We start from the raw sequence: 21,510 nt of genomic DNA, 5'->3' as shown, positions 1-21,510 counted from the left end.
ATTTATTTTTTTCTGAAAATATAATATAGTTATGGCACAGAAAGTATTTTAACATAAGGAGGCTTTTTATGAGGATTAAAGGGAATTACGTGCCGAAAAGGGAAGTTTTACTGTGCTCAAGTTCGATTACGATTGGGGAAGCGTTAGAGCATTTAAATAAAACGGGGTATCGCTGTGTACCAGTTTTAGATGAAAAAAAAGAGAAATTTTTAGGGAATATATATAAAGTAGATATTTTAGAATATAAAGGATCACTTGATGAGAGTGTAATACAATTATTAAACGATAAAGAAGGATTTGTGAGAGAAGATTCATCTTTCTTTAAAGTATTTTTTACAATAAAAAAATTGCCTTATTTATCAGTAGTTGACGAAAAAGGGGTTTTCCTTGGAATTTTAACGCATAAAAAAGTTTTTGAGTTATTAGAGGATGCATGGGGCGTTCACTCTAGTAAATACTCTGTCATGATTGGAACGCAAGACTATAATGGAGCAATCCAAAAATTATCGACAGTTTTAAAGAAATACACTGGTATTCAAAGTTTGATGACTTTTGATAATGATGCCTTATTAGTTCGTAGAATTATGTTTACATTAGGAGAAGAGTTTAACGACGGTGAATTAGAGACATTATTGAAAGATTTAGAAGATCACGGATTTAGAGTTGTGTATGTGGAAGAGATGAAAAATCCACGTGAAGTTGAAACGATAGAGTAACATAACAAAAGCCATCTAATTATATATTAGATGGCTTTTGTATGTTACGTGTATAAAGTTATTTGAAAATAACAATTGAATAATAGGTGAGATTGTAACAATATTTGTGTAAGAGAATAAAAATGTAGATAATTTCGATTTTCAAAAAATCAATTTGAAAATATGTTTTTATTTTGCAAATAAATATGTTACTATATGTGTGATAAAAACAAAGAGGTCTGACATCTACACTCCACGTAATAACACTCTAATGATTTGAAAATTCAAAAAATCAAAATTCAAAATAATAATTGTATTAATGATTAGAGTAAAAATAAGGGGAATGGAGAAATTATGGAGAAAGACACTGCTTTGTAAGGGGCATATTTTATCATCTTGAGCAGAGAGGAGGATGCATAGCATATTGTAAAATATAGAGATAAACAATGAAAAAGTGCTATGCAAATGAAGAGCATGAAGGGACGTTTAAGGCCAGGTGATACGGTAGCAATTGGTTTAATGCTATTTGCATTATTTTTAGGAGCAGGAAATTTAATTTTTCCGCCAGTTTTAGGTCAACAAGCAGGAGAGAATGTTTGGATTGCTACAATAGGATTCCTTGTAACGGGAGTCGGATTACCCCTACTAGCTGTAACAGCTGTCGCGTTTGTAGAGGGGGACTTGAAAGCGCTATCTTCTAGAGTCCACCCTATATTTGCGTTTATTTTCCCATTGATTAGTTATTTAGCAATTGGACCATTTTTCGCGATTCCTCGTACTGGAGCTGTTTCGTTTGAAATGGGTATGAAGCCGTTTTTATCAGAGGCAATGGTTTCAGAGTGGTACATGCTATTTCTTTTCACGATAGTTTTCTTCGGAATAACGTGGTATTTATCATTAAATCCATCTAAATTAGTGGATTGGTTCGGAAAGTTTCTTACACCATTATTAGTATTAATTGTCGCTGTTATTGTCGGAAAGGCAATTATTGATCCAATTGGAGAGCCAGCTGCGCCGTTAGCTGCTTACAAAGAAAATGCTTTCTTTGGTGGATTTATTCAAGGATATTTAACGATGGATGCAATTAGCGCGCTCGTATTCGGAATTGTCGTTGTACAAGTTATCCGCTCTAAAGGGATAAAAGAGAGTAGTCAAATTGCAAAAATAACAGTAGTATCAGGTATTATTGCTGTACTTGGTTTAACGTTAATTTATTTATCACTTGCTTATCTTGGTTCAACAAGTACATCACTTGGTATCTCAGAAAACGGTGGCCTTATTTTAACGAATGTTGTAAATGAGCTATATGGGACGAGTGGTAAAATTTTATTAGGGCTTGTTATTATACTCGCTTGTTTAACAACTTCTGTTGGGTTAACATCTGCGTGTGCAGGTTTCTTTACAAACTTATTCCCAAAACTTTCGCATAAAACGATTGTAACAATGGTATGTGTATTTAGTTTAATTGTATCTAACCTAGGTTTAACACAATTAATCGCAGTAACATTACCTGTGTTAATGATCATTTATCCAGTTGCAATTGTATTAATCGTACTTTCGTATTTCCATAAGTGGATTGGGAAGCGTAATACAATTTATATTGGAGCTATTTTAGGTGCATTGTTAATTAGTTTCTTTAACGGTTTAGAAAGTGCGAAAATTAAAATTGACGCGATTTCTAATGTACTACAAATGTTACCGTTATATAACGAAGGAATCGGATGGTTAATTCCATCATGTATTGGCGGGATTCTTGGTTTCTTCTTCTATAAATCAAATGAATCAAGTGAATTACAAAAGAAAGGTGCTTAGGCACCTTTCTTTTTTTGAAGGGGATTTTTGTATTTTGTCTAAGTAATAATTGGGGGGAATGATAAATGGCTAATTTTGAAGATTTTTTAAATTTGGATTTGAGAATTGGAACTGTAATACATGCAGAGGAATTTAAAGAAGCGAGAGTACCAGCGATTAAACTAGCAATAGATTTTGGAGAAATCGGGATAAAGCAGTCAAGTGCTCAAATTACGAAAAGGTATATTCCAGAAGATTTAATCGGTCAACAAATCGTTGCTGTTGTAAACTTTCCACCAAAGCGTGTAGCTGGATTCAAATCAGAAGTGCTTGTGCTTGGTGGTGTTCCTGAAGCTGATGATGTTGTGTTACTTCAGCCTAATATGGAATTGCCAAATGGAACAAAAATTAGCTAGGGTGAAGGTAGGGGCTAATATGGATATCGGACGAGAATATTTGCAATGTGCGATTTCGAACTTTAAAGCAACAAAGAAACAAGGGGAACGGGCACTTTCTCAATTATCATATGAACAAATACAATGGTCTTCTCATGAAGAAACAAATAGTATAGCGATTATTATTAAGCATCTGCACGGTAATATGCGTTCTAGATGGACGGATTTTTTAACGTCTGATGGTGAAAAAACAGATCGTAATCGAGATGGTGAATTTGAAGGATGCTATCATTCAAAAGAAGAAACCCTTATAGCTTGGCAAGAAGGATGGAAATATGTTTTTAATACGATGAATACTTTAACGCCGGAACACTTATTGAAGACGGTATACATTCGCGGTGAAGCACATACTGTCATGCAAGCAATTGAAAGGCAAATTTCTCATTATGCATTGCATATTGGTCAGATTATTTACATTGGGAAGATGTTAAAAGAAAATGAGTGGGAATGTTTAAGTATTCCGAGAGGTCAGTCTGCGCGTTATGTAGAGAAAAAACGTTCAACATAATAATAAGAAAGAAACCGATAAAAAATAGGAAAAAAGAAAGTCAGCCAAATAATAGATGGTTCTGTAATCATAAGAATACTGCCAAAAATAAGTCCATATATAATAAGAAAGAAATTGAAAAGTGTATTCACAGGGAGAAATCGTGAGATAAACACTTGCTGTCGTTTAAAACAATCACTGTGAAATAAATAAAAGCGGAAGTACCATGTGGCTGTAATAAGGTCTTTCTTTCTCACAATTCTTTTTTTGCATGTATGACAGATAAATGGTGGTTGCATTTCATTACGCTCCATTTTTTATTTTCATAATAATGTGAGACAAAAGTAGGTACAAAGTGTATGTTCCTATATACGCTCCTGCAATAAGGAAAAATGGATTCAGTAAAATTCCATGAATGCTCGTCATGAAAACTAAATCTTGTATTAAAACATCGTATATATTAATGGAAATAATTGTACCAAGTACATATAGTGCCAAGTACGCAGAAATATGTAGCACAATAGAGATTTTTGGTTGCTTAGCGGACAAATAAAAAATGAATGATAGAGCGATTGGTAATATTCCTATTAATAGCTTCAATTCATTTCACCTCATTAACAATATAGCCGAAATTTTAACGGTCTATTCTCTAGGGCTTGTACATAACTTGAAATAGAGAGGTGATAGTATGAATCGGGGCTTTTTTTTTATGAAGTTTACAAATATGCGTAAGTTAGTTTTATTTGTTATTACTACAGTGCTAGCGACTTTTTTTCTTATTAGTCTGATGGTAACCTCTATGAAAGAGACAAAGTCAACGTATTTATATAATTGGTTAAATGAGTTATCGATGAATGGTTACATGTATGTACTTGGAAAAGAGAATCATTATTTTACACAGGAGTATCGAAATTTGAATCAAGATTTTTCAATTTCTTCTTTTCTCTTTTCTATGGCTACAAATATTCGCTTTAATGATGTACGCAGTTTTGTCGGGAAAGAGCTCCCGGGATTTGGTAAGTACGATACAGAAATTGTTATTGCGGGTGAGGGTACAAATTATTCTAACTTACCGATAGAGTCGAGTGTTCCTCTTGAAGAAGTAGTGAAGGAACGGACTAGTGGAACTGGACAAGCACCTAAACAAGATACGAATAAAGAGAAAAAACAGCCGTCCCAAACGACTGGGAAGAGACAAGTTGCGTTTATCTATCATACACATAGCTGGGAATCTTATTTACCTTTACTTAACTTAACGAATGACCCGAATCCGAATAAAGCAACGAGTTCTGTGTCGAATATTTCTATATTAGGAGATCGTTTCCGTGAACAACTAGAAGGTGAAGGGATTGGGGCTACTAACGATAAGAGTGATGTTGGTCAAAAGTTAATAAGTAAAGGTTTAAACAGTAATAGTTCGTATAAAATGTCACGAGAAATTGTGCAGCAAGCTATGGCTGGAAATAAAGATCTTCAATACTTTTTTGATTTGCATCGTGATAGTGCCCGAAAGAATGTAACGACAAAAATAATTGGAGATAAATCATATGCAAAGCTTGCATTTGTAGTAGGGAAAGGAAATAAAAACTATGAAAAAAACTTACAATTAGCGACAGCTTTACATGAGGCGATTAATAAGAAATATCCAGGAGTGAGCCGTGGGGTCATTCAAAAAGGGTTCCAGACAGGAAATGGAATCTATAATCAAGACCTATCAGGACAAGCGATATTAATAGAAGTTGGTGGTGTAGATAATACAGAGGAAGAATTGAATCGATCAATTGATGCACTTGCTAAAGCATTTGGTGAATATTTTTGGCAGGCAGAAAAAGTGAATGGATAAAGTGAATGGATAAAGTGAAACGTGAATTAGCCAGGACATCTATCGATAATTATTAGCTCACTTCAATCTTGGAAAAACGTAAGTGTAATGCTTGCGTTTTTTCTTTGTAATGGTGAGATGTCACAGAATAGACATAATTTGTCGTTGTTATAGTAATATCGAAATTTGTCAATTTATAGTAGGAGATTTACAAAGGGATTTTCGAGAAAGTAGAGAAAATCTTTTTATAAGGAAAACTTTTTATTATGAAACTGGTAGGGTGATTGAAGTGATTAGAGAGATCGAAATAGAAGATGCAGCATCATTTTTACAATTAAGTAAGCAATTAGATGAAGAAACGAAGTTTATGTTATATGAACCAGGAGAAAGAAAAACTACAGCTGAGCAACAAGAAAAAATAATCGATCGATTTATAGAAAATGAATATGCAACAATATTTGTAGCAGTTGAAGATGAGAGGATAGTAGGTTTTATATTAGTGAATGGAAATAACATTCAAAGAAAGAGACATGTGGCAACCATTGTAATTGGTATTTTGCAAGAGTATAACGGGCGAGGTATTGGGACGAGATTGTTTAAAGAGGTTGAGAAGTGGGCAAAATTACATGATGTATGGCGTTTAGAATTAACAGTAATGGCCCACAATACAAGAGCTCAGACACTATATAAAAAAGCTGGATTTGAGAAAGAAGGTGTCAAAAAAGCTGCTCTTATTATCGATGGAAAGTGCATCGATGAGTATGAAATGGCCAAATTATTAAAATAAGAGGTCGTTATATGAAAAAAAGATGGGCACTACTTGGTATTGTAGCTGCAATAATTATTGTTGGAGTAGCAGGAATCAATTATAAAATGTATAAGGATAAGCAGGCGCGGGAAGTAAGTGTAAATAGCATATTTCCGAAAGCGAAAGAAACGATTGCTAATATGGATGGGGATATTGCGGTAATTAATAATCCGAATTCAATGCTTGTACTTGTAAATAAAAGTAGGCGTTTACCAGATGGGTATAGACCGCCAGATTTAGTTATTCCGAAAGTGCGCTACTCTAGTGAAGGTGATCAAGAAAAGAAAAAGATGAGAAAAGAGGCAGCGAGGGCGCTTGAGGATATGTTTCAGCAGGCTGACAACGAGCGTATTTTTCTTTTTGCAGTTTCTGGATTTAGATCTTTTGATCGACAAAAAGCATTAAATACGATGTATAAAAAACAAGACGGGGAAGCAAAAACAGCAATGTCTAGCGCGGTTCCTGGCACAAGTGAGCATCAAACTGGACTAGCTATGGATATTACGTCTCAATCTGCTAAATTTCAGTTAGAGACAGTTTTTGGGGAAACGAAAGAAGGTCAGTGGCTTTCTGAAAATGCCCATAAATTTGGTTTTGTGGTTCGATACACAAAAGCGAAAGAAACGATTACGGGCTATCGGTATGAACCATGGCACGTAAGGTATGTGGGAAATCCACAAGCTACATATTTGTATGATAATCAACTGACGCTTGAAGAAGTAACAGAGTGAACAATTGAGGGGAGAGATGTACAATGACGATGTTATATAAGAAAAAAGTACATGCATATATTACAAGAGAACAAGAGGGGGTTATGCAATTACTTGTTTTTAAACATCGTGATATACATGAAGCTGGTATTCAAGTGCCAGGGGGAACGGTTGATGAAGGTGAAACGTTAGAAGCTGCTATATTGCGTGAAGTACAGGAAGAATCCGGATTGCGTCATTTATGCATAGAGCGGTTTTTAGCAGATTACATTATACATATGAAAGAAAAACAGGAGTATGAAAAACGCCACTTTTTCCATGTAACTTTACTAACAGATGTAAAGGATACTTGGGAACATATTGTAAGTGCTGGTGAGGAAGATAAAGGATTAGTATTTTGCTATGAATGGGTTGATATTGCAAAATGCCCTGAATTAGCTGGGAAACAAGGTGAGTTTTTACATTTATTAGATGAAGTATACGCACAGTAATGTAAGAGTCTGAAGCGAAGGTTAATCCGTTTCAGACTTTTTTTATTTTTCGGGAAATTAAAGGTGTTTAAATAAGAGTATTGAATTTCTTTAAAGGGATATTAATTTAGGATGTGTTGAGATGAAAAATTGAAAAAGTAAGGGGTATATGTTAAAAAAGTTCATATAAGGGAGAATATAAATGGAAATTCAGTTTAATTCAATCTTAAAAAAGGAATTAACAATTCAAGATATTCAAAATGAAATGGAATCTGGAAAGCTAACTTCAAAAGAGCTAGTGATGTATTATCTCTATAGAATTGCAAAGTATGATCAAGACGGGCCGAAAATCAATTCAATTTTAGAAATCAATCCAGATGCTATTTTTATTGCAGAAGCGTTAGATTATGAAAGAAAGACAAACGGCGTAAGGGGACCATTGCATGGAATACCTGTTTTGCTTAAGGATAATATTGAAACGAATGACTTCATGCATACAAGTGCAGGTACAATAGCTCTAGAACAAAATATAAGCAGTGAAGATGCATTTCTCGTTACTAAACTGCGAGAAGCAGGGGCAGTGATAATAGGAAAAACGAATATGACAGAATTAGCAAATGCAATGTCTTTTGAAATGTGGGCTGGATATAGTGCAAGAGGTGGTCAAACAATCAATCCATATGGAACGGGCAAGGATCATATGTTTGTTGGCGGATCTAGTACAGGATCTGCAATAGCAGTTGCTGCTAACTTTACAGTAGTATCTGTTGGGACAGAAACCGATGCTTCTATTTTGAGCCCTGCTGTTCAAAATTCTGTAGTAGGTATTAAACCGACTGTCGGTTTAATTAGTCGTAGAGGAATTATTCCATTTACTTATTCGCAAGATACAGCTGGACCATTTGCTAGAACGGTAACCGATGCTACTATTTTGCTAGGGAGTTTAACTGGAGTGGATGAGAAAGATGTAGTTACTCACAAAAGTGACGGTAGGGCATATCGGGATTATACATCTTACCTTGATGCAAATGGTTTAAATGGAGCGAAGATTGGTGTGTTTAACGATGCACCAAAAGATTATTACGAAAATGGTGAGTATGATGAAATCTTGTTTAAGGAAACGATCCAAGTATTACGTAATGAAGGAGCGACAGTAGTAGAAAATATTGATATTCCTTCTTTTCATAGAGAATGGAGCTGGGGAGTTCCGCTTTATGAGCTGAAGCATAGTTTAGATAACTATCTTACTAAATTACCTTCTACTATCCCGGTACATTCTATTTCGGAGTTAATGGAGTTTAATAAAAACATAGCAGAAAGAGCTTTAAAATATGGACAAACTAAGTTAGAGGGAAGAAAAGATTTTCCTAATACGTTACGAAATCCAGAATATTTAAATGCGAGATTAGAAGATATATATTTTTCTCAAGAACAAGGCATTGATTTTGCATTGGAAAAATATAATCTTGATGCGATACTGTTTCCTTCCTATATAGGTTCTACTATATGTGCGAAAGCGGGTTATCCGTCTATAGCAATACCAGCAGGGTATATGGAAAGCGGGAGGCCTTTTGGAATTACCATTGCAAGCACTGCCTTTAGTGAAGGGATATTAATTAAATTAGCTTATGCTTTTGAACAAGCGACAAAGCATAGAAAAATCCCCAACTTATCATGAATAGAATAAACAAAGAGGACAGGAATCCCTATCCTCTTTGTTTTAGTGATTAAATTGAAATATCGTTCTGCTCTGTCTTATGATATTTTAATAAACTAAAAGATAAACAAGCGGAACATAAAATAAGAATAGAAGCGATGATATAAATTGTACGAACACCGAACATATCAGTAATAATGCCAATGCTAAGCATAGATAGTCCAGAGGCTGTTGAAAGAAGTGCGCCATGTGCTGTATACATTTTTGATAATAAAGAAGGGGCGACACTTGATTGTAAAACAGTCGTTTGGGAAATATCTCTAATTTGATAACATGGTCCCATTAGAACACATAGAAAAAGCGCAATAAATCCGCTGCTTGTCATACCATATAAAAATGTAAGAATGCTAAATATAAGAGAGCTAATCGACATAGATCGTATTAAATTGTTTTGAATATAGGAACTCATTTTCCATGCTAATAGACCACCGATTAACGTGCCAACATAATAACTTGTATTAATATATCCCCACCATTCTTCGCCCTTATGAAGGATAGTCGTAACGTATGCCATCGTAATAGCACCAATCCATATTGTCCCTGCGAAAGTTTCGATTAAGTCCATATATGTAACGGTACGGAGAGAAGGATTTTGAAATAGGAGTTTCCAACCTTCCAATAAAACAGTACTTTTGGAAGAGGGAGAATCTGCTATTCTTTCAGTATGTATGGAACGTAATGAAAAATGTAATGCAATGCATCCGAAAATCATTAAAATGTTATTAATCATGAGTGTAGAAGTAGCGCCAATGAGAAGAACGACAATACTCGTAAATGAATAAGCAACGGCTTGCACAATTTGTGTTGAAAAGGAAAAGATACTATTTACTTTTACTAATTTTTCTTTCGGTGTAAGGCGCGGAAGAATACCGTATAATAATGGAGCACTCCACCCGCTACATAATGAAATGACAAAAATAAAAGTTAATAGAGCTATAATGTTTGTGGATAAGACCGGGAACAAAATCATTAATAATAGTAAAAAGACTGTTTTCAACCATTGGAGCGTATATAACAGCGTATAAGATGGAAAACGATTTATCATAAGTGGTGCAGAGATGTTAGCAATTAGATTTGTGATAACTTGTAATAATGGAAAAAGAGCAGTAATAGTAGCTGATTTAGTTGCTATATAAATATGAGTTGTAATAATCATTACATATACGATGTCAGCGAGAGTAATGCATATTTTGGAACCTAAATAGTAGATTAGTGACAGGTTTCTCAATAAGAATATCACCTCTATAAAAATAGTATTTAGTAATTGTAATAATTGTAATTTAAAAATTAAAATTTTTAAAGAATTTAATTTTTTGTCACTTTTTGAAAGGGATTTTCATGTATAATGAAGAATATATTGATATAGTATTATATTAATGATCATTGTAACAGTGAATATGTACAATAGCTTGTAGCAAACGCCCAAGTGTAAGAAAGGGCGGATAAACCATTCTTTTCTTCATATACATATAGAAAATGAGAAAGAAAGTGAGGGTTGCATATGGCTGCTTGGGTAATTTGGTTTATAATAGCGGGTATTTTATTTATTGCGGAAATGTTGTCGATTACATTTTACATGCTTTGGCTTGGAATTGGAGCTGTTGTCGGAGGTCTTATTGCTTTGTTTGCTCCTGATGCACTACTGTTACAAGTTACTGTTGGTGCAATTGTAAGTTTAACTTTGACATTCTTTACGAAAAGAATTTCAAAAAACTTTCGAGAAGCAAAAGGTTTTACTGATACAGTAGATATGCTTGTTGGTAAAAGAGGGATTGTTATGCAAGCGATTACAAATAAAGCGAATGGTATTGTGAAGGTGGATGGAGATACTTGGACAGCTATTGCAGATTCTTCAATTGATGCTGGAGAAAAAGTCGTTGTTATAAAGAGGCATAGTACTATATTACAAGTGAAAAAGGAGAGTGAATAAATATGGTAGCATTAACGTTAACGATTATATTCGCACTAATTGTAGTTACATTTATCGCATTAACAATTAAAATTATTCCTCAGCAAAAAGTTGGGGTTGTTGAAAGATTTGGTAAGTTTCAACGTATAATGCACCCAGGGTTAAATATTTTAATACCAATTGTAGATCGTGTTCGTGTATATCATGACTTACGCATTCAACAAACGAATGTACCACCGCAAAAGGTAATTACGAAAGATAATGTTCAAGTAGAAATTGATACAATTATTTTCTATCAAATTGTTGAACCAGAACTTGCGACATATGGTATTTCAAACTATGAATATGGTGTTCGTAATATTACGTCAGCAACGATGCGTCAAATCATCGGTAAAATGGAACTAGATGAAACGTTATCTGGTCGTGAAAAGATTTCAACAGAAATCCGCTTAGCGCTTGATGAAGCAACAGAAAAATGGGGCGTACGTATTGAACGTGTCGAAGTTGTTGATATTAACCCGCCAAAAGATGTGCAAGCATCAATGGAAAAACAAATGAAGGCTGAGCGTAATAAACGTGCGATTATTTTAGAAGCTGAAGCAGCAAAACAAGATAAAGTCCTTCGCGCTGAAGGGGAAAAGCAAAGTAAAATCTTGATGGCTGAAGGGGATAAAGAAGCGCGTATTCGCGAAGCTGAAGGTATAAAAGAAGCAAAAGAATTAGAAGCACAAGGGGAAGCACGAGCAATTGAAGAAATTGCAAAAGCAGAACAAAATCGTATTGAATTGCTTCGTGAAGCGAATTTGGATGAGCGTATACTTGCTTACAAATCATTTGAGTCATTAGCTGAAGTTGCAAAAGGACCAGCAAATAAAGTCTTTATTCCGTCTAATGCAATTGAAACACTTGGTACTCTTGGGGCAATTGGAGAAATATTTAAAGAAAAACAAGCGAAGAAACTACTTTCAAATGATACAGGAAAAGAACAATAAAAGTGAGGAAGAGAAATGGTATACCATTTCTCTTTTTTTGTGCGTATATTCTGAAAAGCTTGTACATATCCATGTATAAAGAAGGTGATGCAGTGAAAAAGTATGCAACTCGAATACATGGGAAGAAGCTGATTTCGTTACTCTTTTTATATGCGCTAATAGTAATTATGATAGCGTCGATTTTGACGTCATTTTTACATACAATGAAATCGAATTATGCAAATCAATGGTTTGGAAAAGTATCGATGCAAGGTTTTGTTCAAATGATAGAAAGTGAGAATCGCTATTACGGATTTGATTATTTTAAGAAGAATAAAAGAGAGTCAGTTGGGAATTTAATGTTCTCTATCGCGACAGATTTGAAAATTAAAGATTTAAGAACATTCGTCGGTAAAGAAGTACCTGGTATGTCAAAGTATTATTCTAATATTATCGTAGCTGGGGAAGGGACAAACTTGACAAATATCCCAAATGAATCTAGTGTACCGATTGAAGAAGTAACGAAAGAACGGGAAATAGCAAAAGATAAAGTTACAGAAGCGGAAAAGAATAATCCGGTTCAGAAAAAGAACGGAGCGAAAAAAGGTGAAAGTGCAGTATATATTTATCATACACATAGCTGGGAATCCTTCTTTCCATTATTACCAGGGGCAACTGATCCATCTAGCCCAGATGTAAATGTGTCTTTACTAGGAAAACGTATGAAAGAGCAACTTGAAGGACAAGGAATTCCGGTAGTTCATGATAAAACGAATATGGGTGATTTATTAGCGAGTAAAAAGTGGGTATGGTATCAGTCATATAAAGCGTCTCATGAATATGTAAAAGAAGCATTAGCACAAAATAATAAAATTGCGTTTCCGATTGATATACACCGTGACGATCAGCGTAAGAAAGTAACAACAAAAGTAATTAACGGAAAATCGTATGCAAGATTATATTTTATAATTGGGATGGAAAATGAAGGCCGTGCTGAAAATGAAAAAATTGCAAGAGCGATCAATAGTTATTTAGATGAAAACTATTACGGATTAAGTAGAGGGATTTTTCCAAAGTATAAAAAAGATGGAAATGGCGTTTATAACCAAGATTTATCGAAAAATGCGATGTTAATTGAAGTTGGTGGTGTTGATAATACGTTAGATGAATTATATAACACAATTGATGTGTTAACAGAAGCGTTTAGTAAATATTATTGGAATGATGCGGAAAAAGTGAATGGATGAGGGACGGGAGACCGTTCCTTTTTTATTTTGGAATCTTAAAATGTGATATAATGGAATTTTATGAATGTTAAATAAAGGGAGAGAGAAACATGCAAATACTACTAATACGCCACGGAGAATCAGAAGCTGATATTTTACATGTGCATGAAGGTCGAGCTGATTTTGAGTTAACTGACAAAGGGAGACAACAAGTACAAAGACTTGTACAGAAAGTGAAAAAAGATTTTGCACCAGATTTCATTTGGGCAAGCACATTAAAACGCGCTCATGAAACGGGTGAAACATTAGCAGAAGCAATTGGTTGTCCAATTCAATTAGAAGAGGAATTAATGGAGTTTAATAATGGAGTGCAAGCAGGCTTATCATTTGAAGAAGCAAAGAAATATCCAGAGCCAAAGTTTCTTCATGATCGTTTTGAAAACGGGGAATCGTTTATTGAGTTTCGAATGAGAATAGAAGGAATCTTTTCTAAAATCTTGACAGAGAATACATATGACCGAATTGCAATTGTTGCCCATGGGGGCGTAATTAATAGTCTATTACGTGCATTTTTCAAAATGCCAATTTCAATGGACTACTATTTCAAAATGGGAGATACGGGAATAAGTTTAATTGAAATTGAGGGTGAACAAAAAACGGTGCATTTCATTAATGATACGAATCATTTGGACGGGATGTAAAGACTTATGTACAAAGTTGTATTTTTCGATGTTGACGGTACGTTATTAAGTGAGATTGATAGAAGCATGCACGAAAGTACAAAAGAAGCGGTACAAAGATTAATAGATAAAGGAATTCACGTAGTTGTTACAACTGGAAGACCATATAGTTTATGCTCACAATTTAAGGAACTAGGTATAAATACGTTTATTTCAGCAAATGGTGCACATATAAAATGTGGGAAAGAAGTTATACATAAATCAGTACTTTCAAGCGAAATCGTTCATGATATTTCAAATTTTGCTGAATTACATGGTCACAGTGTTTCTTACTTTACAGAAGAATTTGCAATGAATAATATTGCTTCCAAAGATGAACGTGTCATGCGAGCGTTAAATGAAACTTTATATTTAGAGCAGTATCCTGACAAAGTTAGAAACTTATCAGATGAGATGTATTGCATATGTCTGTATGCTGATGATACAGAAGCTCAAAAATTCATTGAAAGATATCCAGCACTTACGTTTGAGCGTTTTCATGGTTACGTTATAAATGTATTGGAAGATAGTAAAGTATCGAAGCTAACTGCAATTCAAAAAGTATTGGAACATTTAAACATTAGTAAATTAGAAGCCATTGCTTTTGGCGATGGTGGAAATGATATTGAGATGTTGCAGTATGTAGGATTAGGAGTTGCGATGGGAAATGGTGGAGAGGAGTTGAAGAGAAGGGCTGATTTCGTTACAACGAAGGCGAGTGAAGGCGGAATTTCTTATGCCTTAAAGAAGTTGCGCATTATTTAAAACTAATAGTTAGTCAGTGTGAAAAATCCTGTTTTATTAATGGCTTTTGTTAATATGTATACTGTTTTAGGGAATTATTTGAGCTCTCCTACTTACAATTTAACTGCAGAACAAATCCTTTATTTTCGCTTAGCAGGGCTGTTTGGTATGTTGCTCTCACCACTTGCAGGTCGTTTAACAAAGAGGTTTGAAGTAAGGAAAGTTCTTCAAGGAGGATTGTTGATTGCTATTTTTAGTCTAAGTTCAATAGGCTTTGTTTCGTATCTATCTCTACTTGTAATGATGAGTGTCTGTTTTGTAATAGGTATTGCTATATCCGTTCCGTCTTTAGTTTCTCTTGTAGGTCAATTAGGAGGGGAAATTAGGAATGATACTTTTTATTGGTTTTGTAGCTTCTCTATTTATAATTAATGAATGAGTGGAAAATCACTCAAATAAAGGAATGCGAGGATCGTTCATATGCTCGCATAATAAAATATGAATTTGTCCACGATGATGATAAAAGTGTGCAACGATTTCAAGTAACCATTCAAAGCGCGAATAAGAAATACCCCAATAGGCAGTCATAACTTCTGCTAATTCTATTTGGGAGTAGGAAAGAAATGTTTTAGAGAGAAGGTTGTAACCTTCAATCATCGTTTGTTGCATGTGAGCAACTGTTACGGGGGTACGTTCTATATAAAAGGTATGTAATTCTTTTTCTGGAATACTATTTAAAATGAGTAAATCAGCATGACAAATAAGAGAAAGATGTGCACACATTTCAAATAATGATCGTTTTGAGTGAATCGGTTGTATTTTTAAATCGTTTTCACTATATTGGTTAAGCATATCAATAGAAGTATCAATAGCAACTTTTAGTTGATGCAATGCAGATTGAACAAACATTGTAATTCTCCTCGTCTCCGTATATAATAGTTTCTTGAGGATATTATATCATACTCAAAATTCCGAAAATTCTAGTAGTTTGACTAGCATAATGAAAAGTATTATATTGTAAAAGGTCATATGAAACGTGAAATAGAATGGAATGCAATTATTGAGTTAGGAGTTAGACCAATGAGTTTGAAATATGGAAGAGATACAATTGTAGAAATTAACTTAAATGCTGTAAAACATAATGTAAAAGAATTTAAAAAACATGTAAATGATGAAGAAATTAAGATGATGGCTGCTGTAAAAGCGAATGGGTATGGCCATGGGGCAGTTGAAGTTGCCAAAGCTGCAATTGAAGCAGGAATACATCAACTTGCAGTTGCATTTGTAGATGAAGCAATAGAATTAAGAGAAGCAGGAATTACTGTGCCGATTTTAATTTTAGGATACACACCAGTAGCGGCTGTAGAAGATGTAATTCAATATGACGTTATGATGACTGTTTATAGAGTAGAAGATTTACATGGTATAAATGAAATTGCAAACCGTCTTCAAAAGAAAGTACAAATTCAAGTGAAAATTGATACAGGAATGAGTCGTATCGGTTTACAAGAAGAAGAAGTTAAACCATTTTTAGAAGAATTAAACCGTATGGAGTATGTAGAGGTAGTAGGGATATTTACGCATTACTCTACGGCAGATGAAATCGATAAATCATATACGAATATGCAAACAAGTTTATTTGAAAAAGCTGTTAATACAGCGAAAGAATTAGGAATTCAAATACCATATATTCATAGTTCAAATAGTGCGGGATCAATGGAATTAAGTAACACATTTCAAAATATGGTACGCGTTGGAATAGGAGTGTACGGTATGTATCCGTCAAAAGAAGTGGATCATTCAGTCGTTTCTTTACAGCCTGCGTTGTCGTTAAAATCAAAAGTAGCTCATATTAAACATGCGAAGAAGAATCGTGGTGTAAGTTATGGGAATACGTATGTAACAACTGGTGAAGAATGGATTGCGACTGTACCAATTGGTTATGCTGATGGTTATAATCGTCAATTATCTAATAAAGGCTATGCGTTAATTAACGGGGTTCGAGTACCTGTTATTGGCCGTGTTTGTATGGACCAGTTAATGTTGGATGTTTCAAAAGCGATGCCAGTACAAGTAGGAGACGAAGTAGTATTCTACGGTAAACAAGGTGAAGAAAATATCGCAGTAGAAGAAATAGCGGATATGTTAGGTACAATAAACTATGAAGTTACATGTATGCTAGATAGAAGAATTCCGCGTGTCTATAAAGAAAATGACGAAACAACTGCAGTTGTAAATATATTAAGAAAAAACTGAATCATTTCGATTCAGTTTTTTTATTCATATCAAATGCGAATATACCCTCGTTATGTAATACGGAGTAAACTTTGTGAAACACGCTTTTTAGTTCATCTAAATTAAACTATCACCGGCAGAGATGACCAGTCCCGCAACAAAGATCTAATATACGAGAGTAGGGAAGAGCATCTTGTAAAACGAGGCTGGGTAGGAGTATTAAACAAAATGTCTCCAATGTTTATTATAGATGTTTGCTAAAATATCATAATTAGAATAAATTGTTTTTTTAACATATGTATTCACCTAAAAATTCATTAAATTATAATAGTCATGCCTCGTTTTAATTTCAAAACCACATTGTGTATATAGTTTTAAAGCGTGGATATTTTTTGTTTCGACGTCTAATTCAATTGTTGAAACTCCTTCTGTAATAAGGGTATGTACTATATTACAAAGAATATCTTTTCCGTATCCTTTACCTTGATAAGAAGGATGAACGGCGAATCCTGATAGTGTAGTAGATTGCTCTTGTTTAGAAACTGTAATTGTTCCTATCACTTTTTCAGCAATAAGGGCACTGTAAACTTGATGGGAAGATGAATTCATCATTTTTTGTAACCATGCAGTCGTATTTTCTACTGAATCACCAAAAGCTTTACTAGAAATTTTAATAAGATCAAGAAGTGATTCTGAAGTTGCAAGAGTAAGCTGTATATTATTATCTGTTGTTTTTTGAATTTCGTTTGTTTTGCACTCCATACTATATTCACTATATAAATATGGTAACTTCATATGTTTTACAAATTCATTCCCAGAAATAGAATCCCCATTAATAATAAGAAGAGCTTCATCTGTCTCTCTATTTTGTATTTCTTTCATTGCAGTTTGTAAAAGGATAGTTCCGAAACGTTGTTTTCTAAAATGAGGATGTACAAAGCCTATTAGTTCAAGCTTTGTTGGTCTTTCGAAATCATACATATTTAAAGCGCCAATTAATTGAGTACCGTTATAAAGAAGAAAATCGTTTATATAATCTTCATTTCGATTTTTTAAAAAGTTGATATGTAAATCTGAAGAGTAATCAAGATTGTCTTGTTGCCCACAAATATAAGCCAAATCCTTCATTTGCTGTATTTCACTTTCTGTTACAGAACGCTTTTTCTGAATATCCATTGTATACTCCCTCTCATTCGTATTTAAAAATAGGATGGGTGACTTAACCATTTTTTTAATTCCACATTACCTTGCACAGATAACAGTCGGTATAAATAACGATAAGGCTGTCTATATTCTTCTAAGTGAGGAATAGACATAATTGTTTCGTAACCACTTTTAAAGGCATGTGCTTCTTTTTCGGTAAGTACATATTCTAGTCCGATAAAATCAAGTTCTCGCGGAGCAACAGCGTAAGCTTCACTATCTACTAAACCCGTAATAGTTGTACCGTCAGATAAAAATTGAGTAGGATCCATATCAATTAAGACGAGTGTAGATTCCTTTGGTACGGACAGGGAAGAAAGTTGTGATTCAAAGGTAGGGAATGCATTTTTTATGCTTTCATCATCGGAATAAAACATATTCACAAGCTCTTTACTCACGTTTAAAATATGTGATTGGAATTCATCTAGTGGAACTTGGAACGTGCCTGACGGATTTCCTATGAAATCGGCTTTAAATTTATGTATTTCTGCAAGTCCTTTTCCTAGGCTGAATAAAATAGAATCTGGTTGCTCGATAAAAGATTGAACTGTGTTACCTACTAACTTTTCGACCACCACAAATTCACGGCTATTTAAAACATGTTTTTCTAATATTGTTGGGATAGGAAGATTCGTATGTTCTTGCAGCAATGTATGTACAGTTTCTAAATGATGGACGTTCCTTGGATCAATTCCAAATAGATTTTTACATCCCCACCAAAAATCATTATTTGGTTCTTCATTCATTTTAGAAGCACGAACGATAACTTCTGTATCTTCTGTTTGAACGAGAAAAACATCACTTGCATGATCTTCATAACCTGGGTGCAAGGCTTGAACGGATAGAATAGGTGAATTGAATAGTTGTTGTAACATGAAAAGACTCCTTTTTCTGTAAATTCCATAAATTCATTATATAACAGATGATGTGTTATGAGGATAAAGATAAAAAGATAGACAGTATACTTACATTTATAGTGAAAACTCATTAAAAATATTATATTTCTCTATTTTTGTATGAATTGTCTAAAAATAATGGTGGTAATACTTGAATGTAAGACTCGTATCTTTAAATCTATGAAGAGTAAAAGTAAAATTAAGCATTCATTTATAAGATTGTGAATCACAATAATGTAGACTATAGAAAATATTTCTCAATAATAAAATGAAGAGAAAAGCATGAAGAAGTAGAATGCATTCATTTATAATAGACTTAAATTAATTAATATAATTAATTGTTAATTTTATTATATTAATTGGATAGGAGAGAATGTTATGGCAAATGTACTCGTAATAAATTTTCCTGGGGAAGGTCATATTAATCCGACTTTAGCTGTTGTAAGTGAGTTAATTCAGCGAGGGGAAACAGTTGTTTCTTATTGTATTGAAGATTATAGAAAGAAGGTTGAAGCAACAGGTGCGGAATTCCGAGTGTTTGAGAATTTTCTCTCTCAAATTAATATTATGGAACGAGTAAATGAAGGTGGGAGCCCTTTGACGATGCTATCTCATATGATTGAAGCATCAGAGCGTATTGTTACTCAAATTGTAGAAGAAACAAAAGAAGAAAAATATGATTATTTAATATATGATAATCATTTTCCAGTAGGACGTATTATAGCGAATATTTTACAATTACCAAGCGTTTCATCCTGTACAACGTTTGCTGTTAATCAGTACATTAATTTTCATGATGAGCAAGAATCGAGACAAGTAGATGAAATGGATCCATTATATCAATCTTGTTTAGCGGGAATGGAAAGATGGAATAAGCAGTATGGAATGAAATGTAATAGTATGTATGATATTATGAACCATCCTGGTGATATTACGATTGTATATACTTCAAAAGAATATCAGCCACGTTCAGAGGTATTTGATGAATCGTATAAATTTGTAGGTCCATCAATTGCTACTCGAAAAGAAGTGGGGAGTTTTCCTACCGAAGATTTAAAAAATGAAAAAGTGATTTTCATTTCTATGGGAACAGTTTTTAATGAACAACCTGCTTTGTATGAAAAATGTTTTGAAGCGTTTAAAGATGTTGATGCGACAGTCGTATTAGTCGTTGGTAAGAAGATAAATATAAGTCAATTTGAAAATATCCCGAAAAACTTTAAGTTGTATAATTATGTCCCGCAATTAGAAGTTTTACAGCATGCTGATGTATTCGTGACACATGGTGGTATGAATAGTTCGAGTGAAGCGTTATATTACGGTGTTCCATTAGTTGTAATTCCGGTAACAGGAGATCAGCCATTCGTTGCAAAACGATTGACTGAAGTAGGGGCAGGCATAACACTTAATCGTAACGAGTTAACCTCTGAATTGTTACGTGAGACTGTAAAGAAAGTAATGGATGATGTGACGTTTAAGGAAAATAGTCGTAAAGTGGGAGAGTCGCTTAGAAATGCTGGTGGATATCAAAGGGCAGTTGAGGAAATATTCAAATTAAAAATGAAGCCGTACGTAAAGATTAAATAGATGTTAAAAACACACTTACTTTTAATTTGTAAGTGTGTTTCTAGTATTACGCGTTACATGTGTTACATAAAAATAGCGATAAAGGTGAAACTTTTCTGTATATAAATCGATACCTTTGAATTAGTAGTAAAATTACGTTAAAATAATACTAAGAAAATATATAAGTTTTGGGGGTAATGAATGAAGAAAGTATTTGAATACGTATTATTAACAATTGGCTCAATTATAGTAGCAGGTTCATTAGAGCTTATTTTAGCACCTAATGGATTAGTAGATGGCGGGGTAACGGCTATTGCTATTATGGCAAATAAAGTCGCAGGATTGCCGCTTTATGGTGTGTTCTTAGGAATTAATATCCCAATTTTATTATTTACTGCAAAAGTAATGGGAAAGAAGTTTTTTATCCGTACATCTTATGCGAATGTAGTTACAACACTCGGATTAATTTATTTAAAACCATTTCCAGCAATTACGACTTCTGAGTTATTAATTGTACTTTATGGTGGAGTACTGTTTGGAATTGGTGTTGGGATTGTTGTTAAAATGGGTGGAGCAATTGACGGTTCGGAAATGTTAGCAGTTTGGATGAATAAACACTTTAATGTACCGATTAGTACATTTTTACTTGCAGTAAATGCAGTTATTTTCATCTTTGTTGCCATTTTATTTTCAATCGAACAAGCGATGTTCTCGTTAGCAATTTTCTATATTGTTACGAAGATGATTGATTTTATACTAGATGGTATTAATCAAGGTAAGAGCGTTATGATTATTTCTGGTAAGAATAAAGAAATAGGCGATTTACTTATGAAAGAATTGCAACTATCTGTTACGTATCTACATGGAGAAGGTGGTTTTTTAGGGGAGCATAAGAGAATCATTTATTGCATTACAAACCGATTCATTTATCCGAAAATGAAAGATCTCGTTCTCTCTGTAGATCCAACCGCTATAATTGAAGCTTCCTATTCAACAGAAACGACTGGTGTGAAACGTCCGGGAAGGAAAGCTAGGTCAGGTGAATAACTAGAAGAAGGCTGTCCAAAAAGTTATTTTGGAACAGCC

The 21,510-nt window shown here is 33.9% G+C and carries 24 protein-coding genes and 1 pseudogene; 18 read left to right on the top strand and 7 right to left on the bottom strand.

What is annotated here, in order from left to right:
- The first annotated feature begins 68 nt into the window (after nt 1-68).
- From cbpA to IQ781_RS05460, 4 genes are all read left to right on the top strand, one after another.
- Complete coding sequence (cbpA, locus tag IQ781_RS05475; protein ID WP_001220526.1) at nt 69-716, top strand: cyclic di-AMP binding protein CbpA; 648 nt, start codon at nt 69-71, stop codon at nt 714-716.
- A gap of 453 nt (nt 717-1,169) precedes the next feature.
- The gene (gene brnQ4, locus IQ781_RS05470; protein WP_011110049.1) at nt 1,170-2,507 is read left to right on the top strand and encodes a branched-chain amino acid transport system II carrier protein BrnQ4; all 1,338 of its coding nucleotides are present in this window, start codon (nt 1,170-1,172) and stop codon (nt 2,505-2,507) included.
- Nucleotides 2,508-2,572: 65 nt separating this feature from the next.
- Nucleotides 2,573-2,902 carry a chaperone CsaA gene (gene csaA / locus IQ781_RS05465; protein WP_001263013.1) on the top strand — a complete coding sequence of 110 codons (330 nt, stop codon included), beginning with the start codon at nt 2,573-2,575 and terminating at the stop codon, nt 2,900-2,902.
- Nucleotides 2,883-3,449 (top strand): DUF1572 domain-containing protein, encoded by a 567-nt coding sequence (locus IQ781_RS05460; RefSeq protein ID WP_000435830.1) that lies wholly within the window; start codon nt 2,883-2,885, stop codon nt 3,447-3,449. The genes csaA and IQ781_RS05460 overlap by 20 nt, the downstream gene beginning before the upstream one ends.
- Here the strand turns inward: IQ781_RS05460 and IQ781_RS05455 are convergent.
- Both IQ781_RS05455 and IQ781_RS05450 read right to left on the bottom strand, forming a co-directional pair.
- On the bottom strand, nt 3,422-3,727 hold the full coding sequence (locus IQ781_RS05455; RefSeq protein WP_002164560.1) for a hypothetical protein: 306 nt from the start codon (nt 3,725-3,727) through the stop codon (nt 3,422-3,424). The two genes, IQ781_RS05460 and IQ781_RS05455, sit on opposite strands and share 28 nt — an antisense overlap.
- A gap of 4 nt (nt 3,728-3,731) precedes the next feature.
- A complete protein-coding gene (locus IQ781_RS05450) occupies nt 3,732-4,028 on the bottom strand; it encodes a hypothetical protein (RefSeq protein WP_000770738.1) in 297 nt (98 codons plus the stop codon).
- 88 nt (nt 4,029-4,116) lie between these two features.
- Between IQ781_RS05450 and spoIIP (IQ781_RS05445) the strand changes: the two genes are divergently transcribed.
- The 5 genes from spoIIP (IQ781_RS05445) (at nt 4,117) to IQ781_RS05425 (ending at nt 8,916) form a co-directional block, all read left to right on the top strand.
- Complete coding sequence (gene spoIIP, locus IQ781_RS05445) at nt 4,117-5,271, top strand: stage II sporulation protein P (protein ID WP_065211642.1); 1,155 nt, start codon at nt 4,117-4,119, stop codon at nt 5,269-5,271.
- A 268-nt stretch (nt 5,272-5,539) separates the two neighbouring features.
- A complete protein-coding gene (locus IQ781_RS05440) occupies nt 5,540-6,037 on the top strand; it encodes a GNAT family N-acetyltransferase (protein WP_000617568.1) in 498 nt (165 codons plus the stop codon).
- 11 nt (nt 6,038-6,048) lie between these two features.
- On the top strand, nt 6,049-6,789 hold the full coding sequence (locus IQ781_RS05435; protein WP_000747649.1) for a M15 family metallopeptidase: 741 nt from the start codon (nt 6,049-6,051) through the stop codon (nt 6,787-6,789).
- Between the two features lie 23 nt (nt 6,790-6,812).
- Entirely contained in the window at nt 6,813-7,259 is a 447-nt protein-coding gene (locus IQ781_RS05430) for an NUDIX hydrolase (RefSeq protein ID WP_000178293.1), read from the top strand.
- 181 nt (nt 7,260-7,440) lie between these two features.
- Nucleotides 7,441-8,916 (top strand): amidase family protein, encoded by a 1,476-nt coding sequence (locus tag IQ781_RS05425; protein ID WP_000405419.1) that lies wholly within the window; start codon nt 7,441-7,443, stop codon nt 8,914-8,916.
- Nucleotides 8,917-8,965: 49 nt separating this feature from the next.
- Here IQ781_RS05425 and IQ781_RS05420 read toward each other — a convergent pair whose 3' ends face one another.
- Entirely contained in the window at nt 8,966-10,183 is a 1,218-nt protein-coding gene (locus IQ781_RS05420; RefSeq protein ID WP_065211641.1) for an MFS transporter, read from the bottom strand.
- A gap of 273 nt (nt 10,184-10,456) precedes the next feature.
- Here IQ781_RS05420 and IQ781_RS05415 point away from each other — a divergent pair, with 273 nt between their 5' ends.
- The 6 genes from IQ781_RS05415 (at nt 10,457) to IQ781_RS05390 (ending at nt 14,956) form a co-directional block, all read left to right on the top strand.
- Complete coding sequence (locus IQ781_RS05415; RefSeq protein ID WP_065211640.1) at nt 10,457-10,885, top strand: NfeD family protein; 429 nt, start codon at nt 10,457-10,459, stop codon at nt 10,883-10,885.
- Between the two features lie 2 nt (nt 10,886-10,887).
- Nucleotides 10,888-11,856, top strand: coding sequence for an SPFH domain-containing protein (locus IQ781_RS05410; RefSeq protein ID WP_000226251.1), 969 nt, complete (start codon nt 10,888-10,890; stop codon nt 11,854-11,856).
- A 20-nt stretch (nt 11,857-11,876) separates the two neighbouring features.
- Complete coding sequence (gene spoIIP / locus IQ781_RS05405) at nt 11,877-13,082, top strand: stage II sporulation protein P (protein ID WP_306821755.1); 1,206 nt, start codon at nt 11,877-11,879, stop codon at nt 13,080-13,082.
- A gap of 89 nt (nt 13,083-13,171) precedes the next feature.
- The gene (locus IQ781_RS05400; protein WP_065211639.1) at nt 13,172-13,762 is read left to right on the top strand and encodes a histidine phosphatase family protein; all 591 of its coding nucleotides are present in this window, start codon (nt 13,172-13,174) and stop codon (nt 13,760-13,762) included.
- Nucleotides 13,763-13,768: 6 nt separating this feature from the next.
- Nucleotides 13,769-14,545: a Cof-type HAD-IIB family hydrolase gene (locus IQ781_RS05395; RefSeq protein ID WP_000278977.1), complete on the top strand. Its 777-nt coding sequence runs from the start codon at nt 13,769-13,771 to the stop codon at nt 14,543-14,545.
- A gap of 39 nt (nt 14,546-14,584) precedes the next feature.
- Complete coding sequence (locus IQ781_RS05390) at nt 14,585-14,956, top strand: MFS transporter (protein ID WP_011110050.1); 372 nt, start codon at nt 14,585-14,587, stop codon at nt 14,954-14,956.
- A gap of 15 nt (nt 14,957-14,971) precedes the next feature.
- Here the strand turns inward: IQ781_RS05390 and IQ781_RS05385 are convergent, their stop codons facing one another.
- A complete protein-coding gene (locus tag IQ781_RS05385; protein WP_065382145.1) occupies nt 14,972-15,433 on the bottom strand; it encodes a DinB family protein in 462 nt (153 codons plus the stop codon).
- Nucleotides 15,434-15,604: 171 nt separating this feature from the next.
- On the opposite strand from IQ781_RS05385, the gene alr reads away from it, so the two are divergent.
- Nucleotides 15,605-16,780 (top strand): alanine racemase, encoded by a 1,176-nt coding sequence (alr, locus tag IQ781_RS05380; protein ID WP_065382148.1) that lies wholly within the window; start codon nt 15,605-15,607, stop codon nt 16,778-16,780.
- A gap of 22 nt (nt 16,781-16,802) precedes the next feature.
- On the opposite strand, the pseudogene IQ781_RS05375 reads toward alr, so the two are convergent.
- The 3 genes and pseudogenes from IQ781_RS05375 to IQ781_RS05365 all read right to left on the bottom strand — a co-directional run.
- Nucleotides 16,803-17,065, bottom strand: a pseudogene (locus IQ781_RS05375) (class I SAM-dependent methyltransferase); the annotation flags it as partial.
- Nucleotides 17,066-17,935 carry a GNAT family N-acetyltransferase gene (locus IQ781_RS05370; RefSeq protein WP_000354420.1) on the bottom strand — a complete coding sequence of 290 codons (870 nt, stop codon included), beginning with the start codon at nt 17,933-17,935 and terminating at the stop codon, nt 17,066-17,068.
- A gap of 23 nt (nt 17,936-17,958) precedes the next feature.
- Nucleotides 17,959-18,837 carry a nitrate reductase gene (locus tag IQ781_RS05365; RefSeq protein WP_000941374.1) on the bottom strand — a complete coding sequence of 293 codons (879 nt, stop codon included), beginning with the start codon at nt 18,835-18,837 and terminating at the stop codon, nt 17,959-17,961.
- Nucleotides 18,838-19,236: 399 nt separating this feature from the next.
- On the opposite strand from IQ781_RS05365, the gene IQ781_RS05360 reads away from it, so the two are divergent.
- Complete coding sequence (locus IQ781_RS05360; protein WP_000024494.1) at nt 19,237-20,445, top strand: macrolide family glycosyltransferase; 1,209 nt, start codon at nt 19,237-19,239, stop codon at nt 20,443-20,445.
- Between the two features lie 180 nt (nt 20,446-20,625).
- Nucleotides 20,626-21,471 carry a YitT family protein gene (locus IQ781_RS05355; RefSeq protein WP_000755126.1) on the top strand — a complete coding sequence of 282 codons (846 nt, stop codon included), beginning with the start codon at nt 20,626-20,628 and terminating at the stop codon, nt 21,469-21,471.
- Nucleotides 21,472-21,510: the final 39 nt, after the last annotated feature.

This window comes from Bacillus sp. N447-1 (assembly GCF_022701035.1).
Lineage (GTDB): Bacteria > Bacillota > Bacilli > Bacillales > Bacillaceae_G > Bacillus_A > Bacillus_A cereus.
Note: the sequence above shows the minus strand (reverse complement) of the source record. Positions and strands in the feature narration are given on the sequence as shown.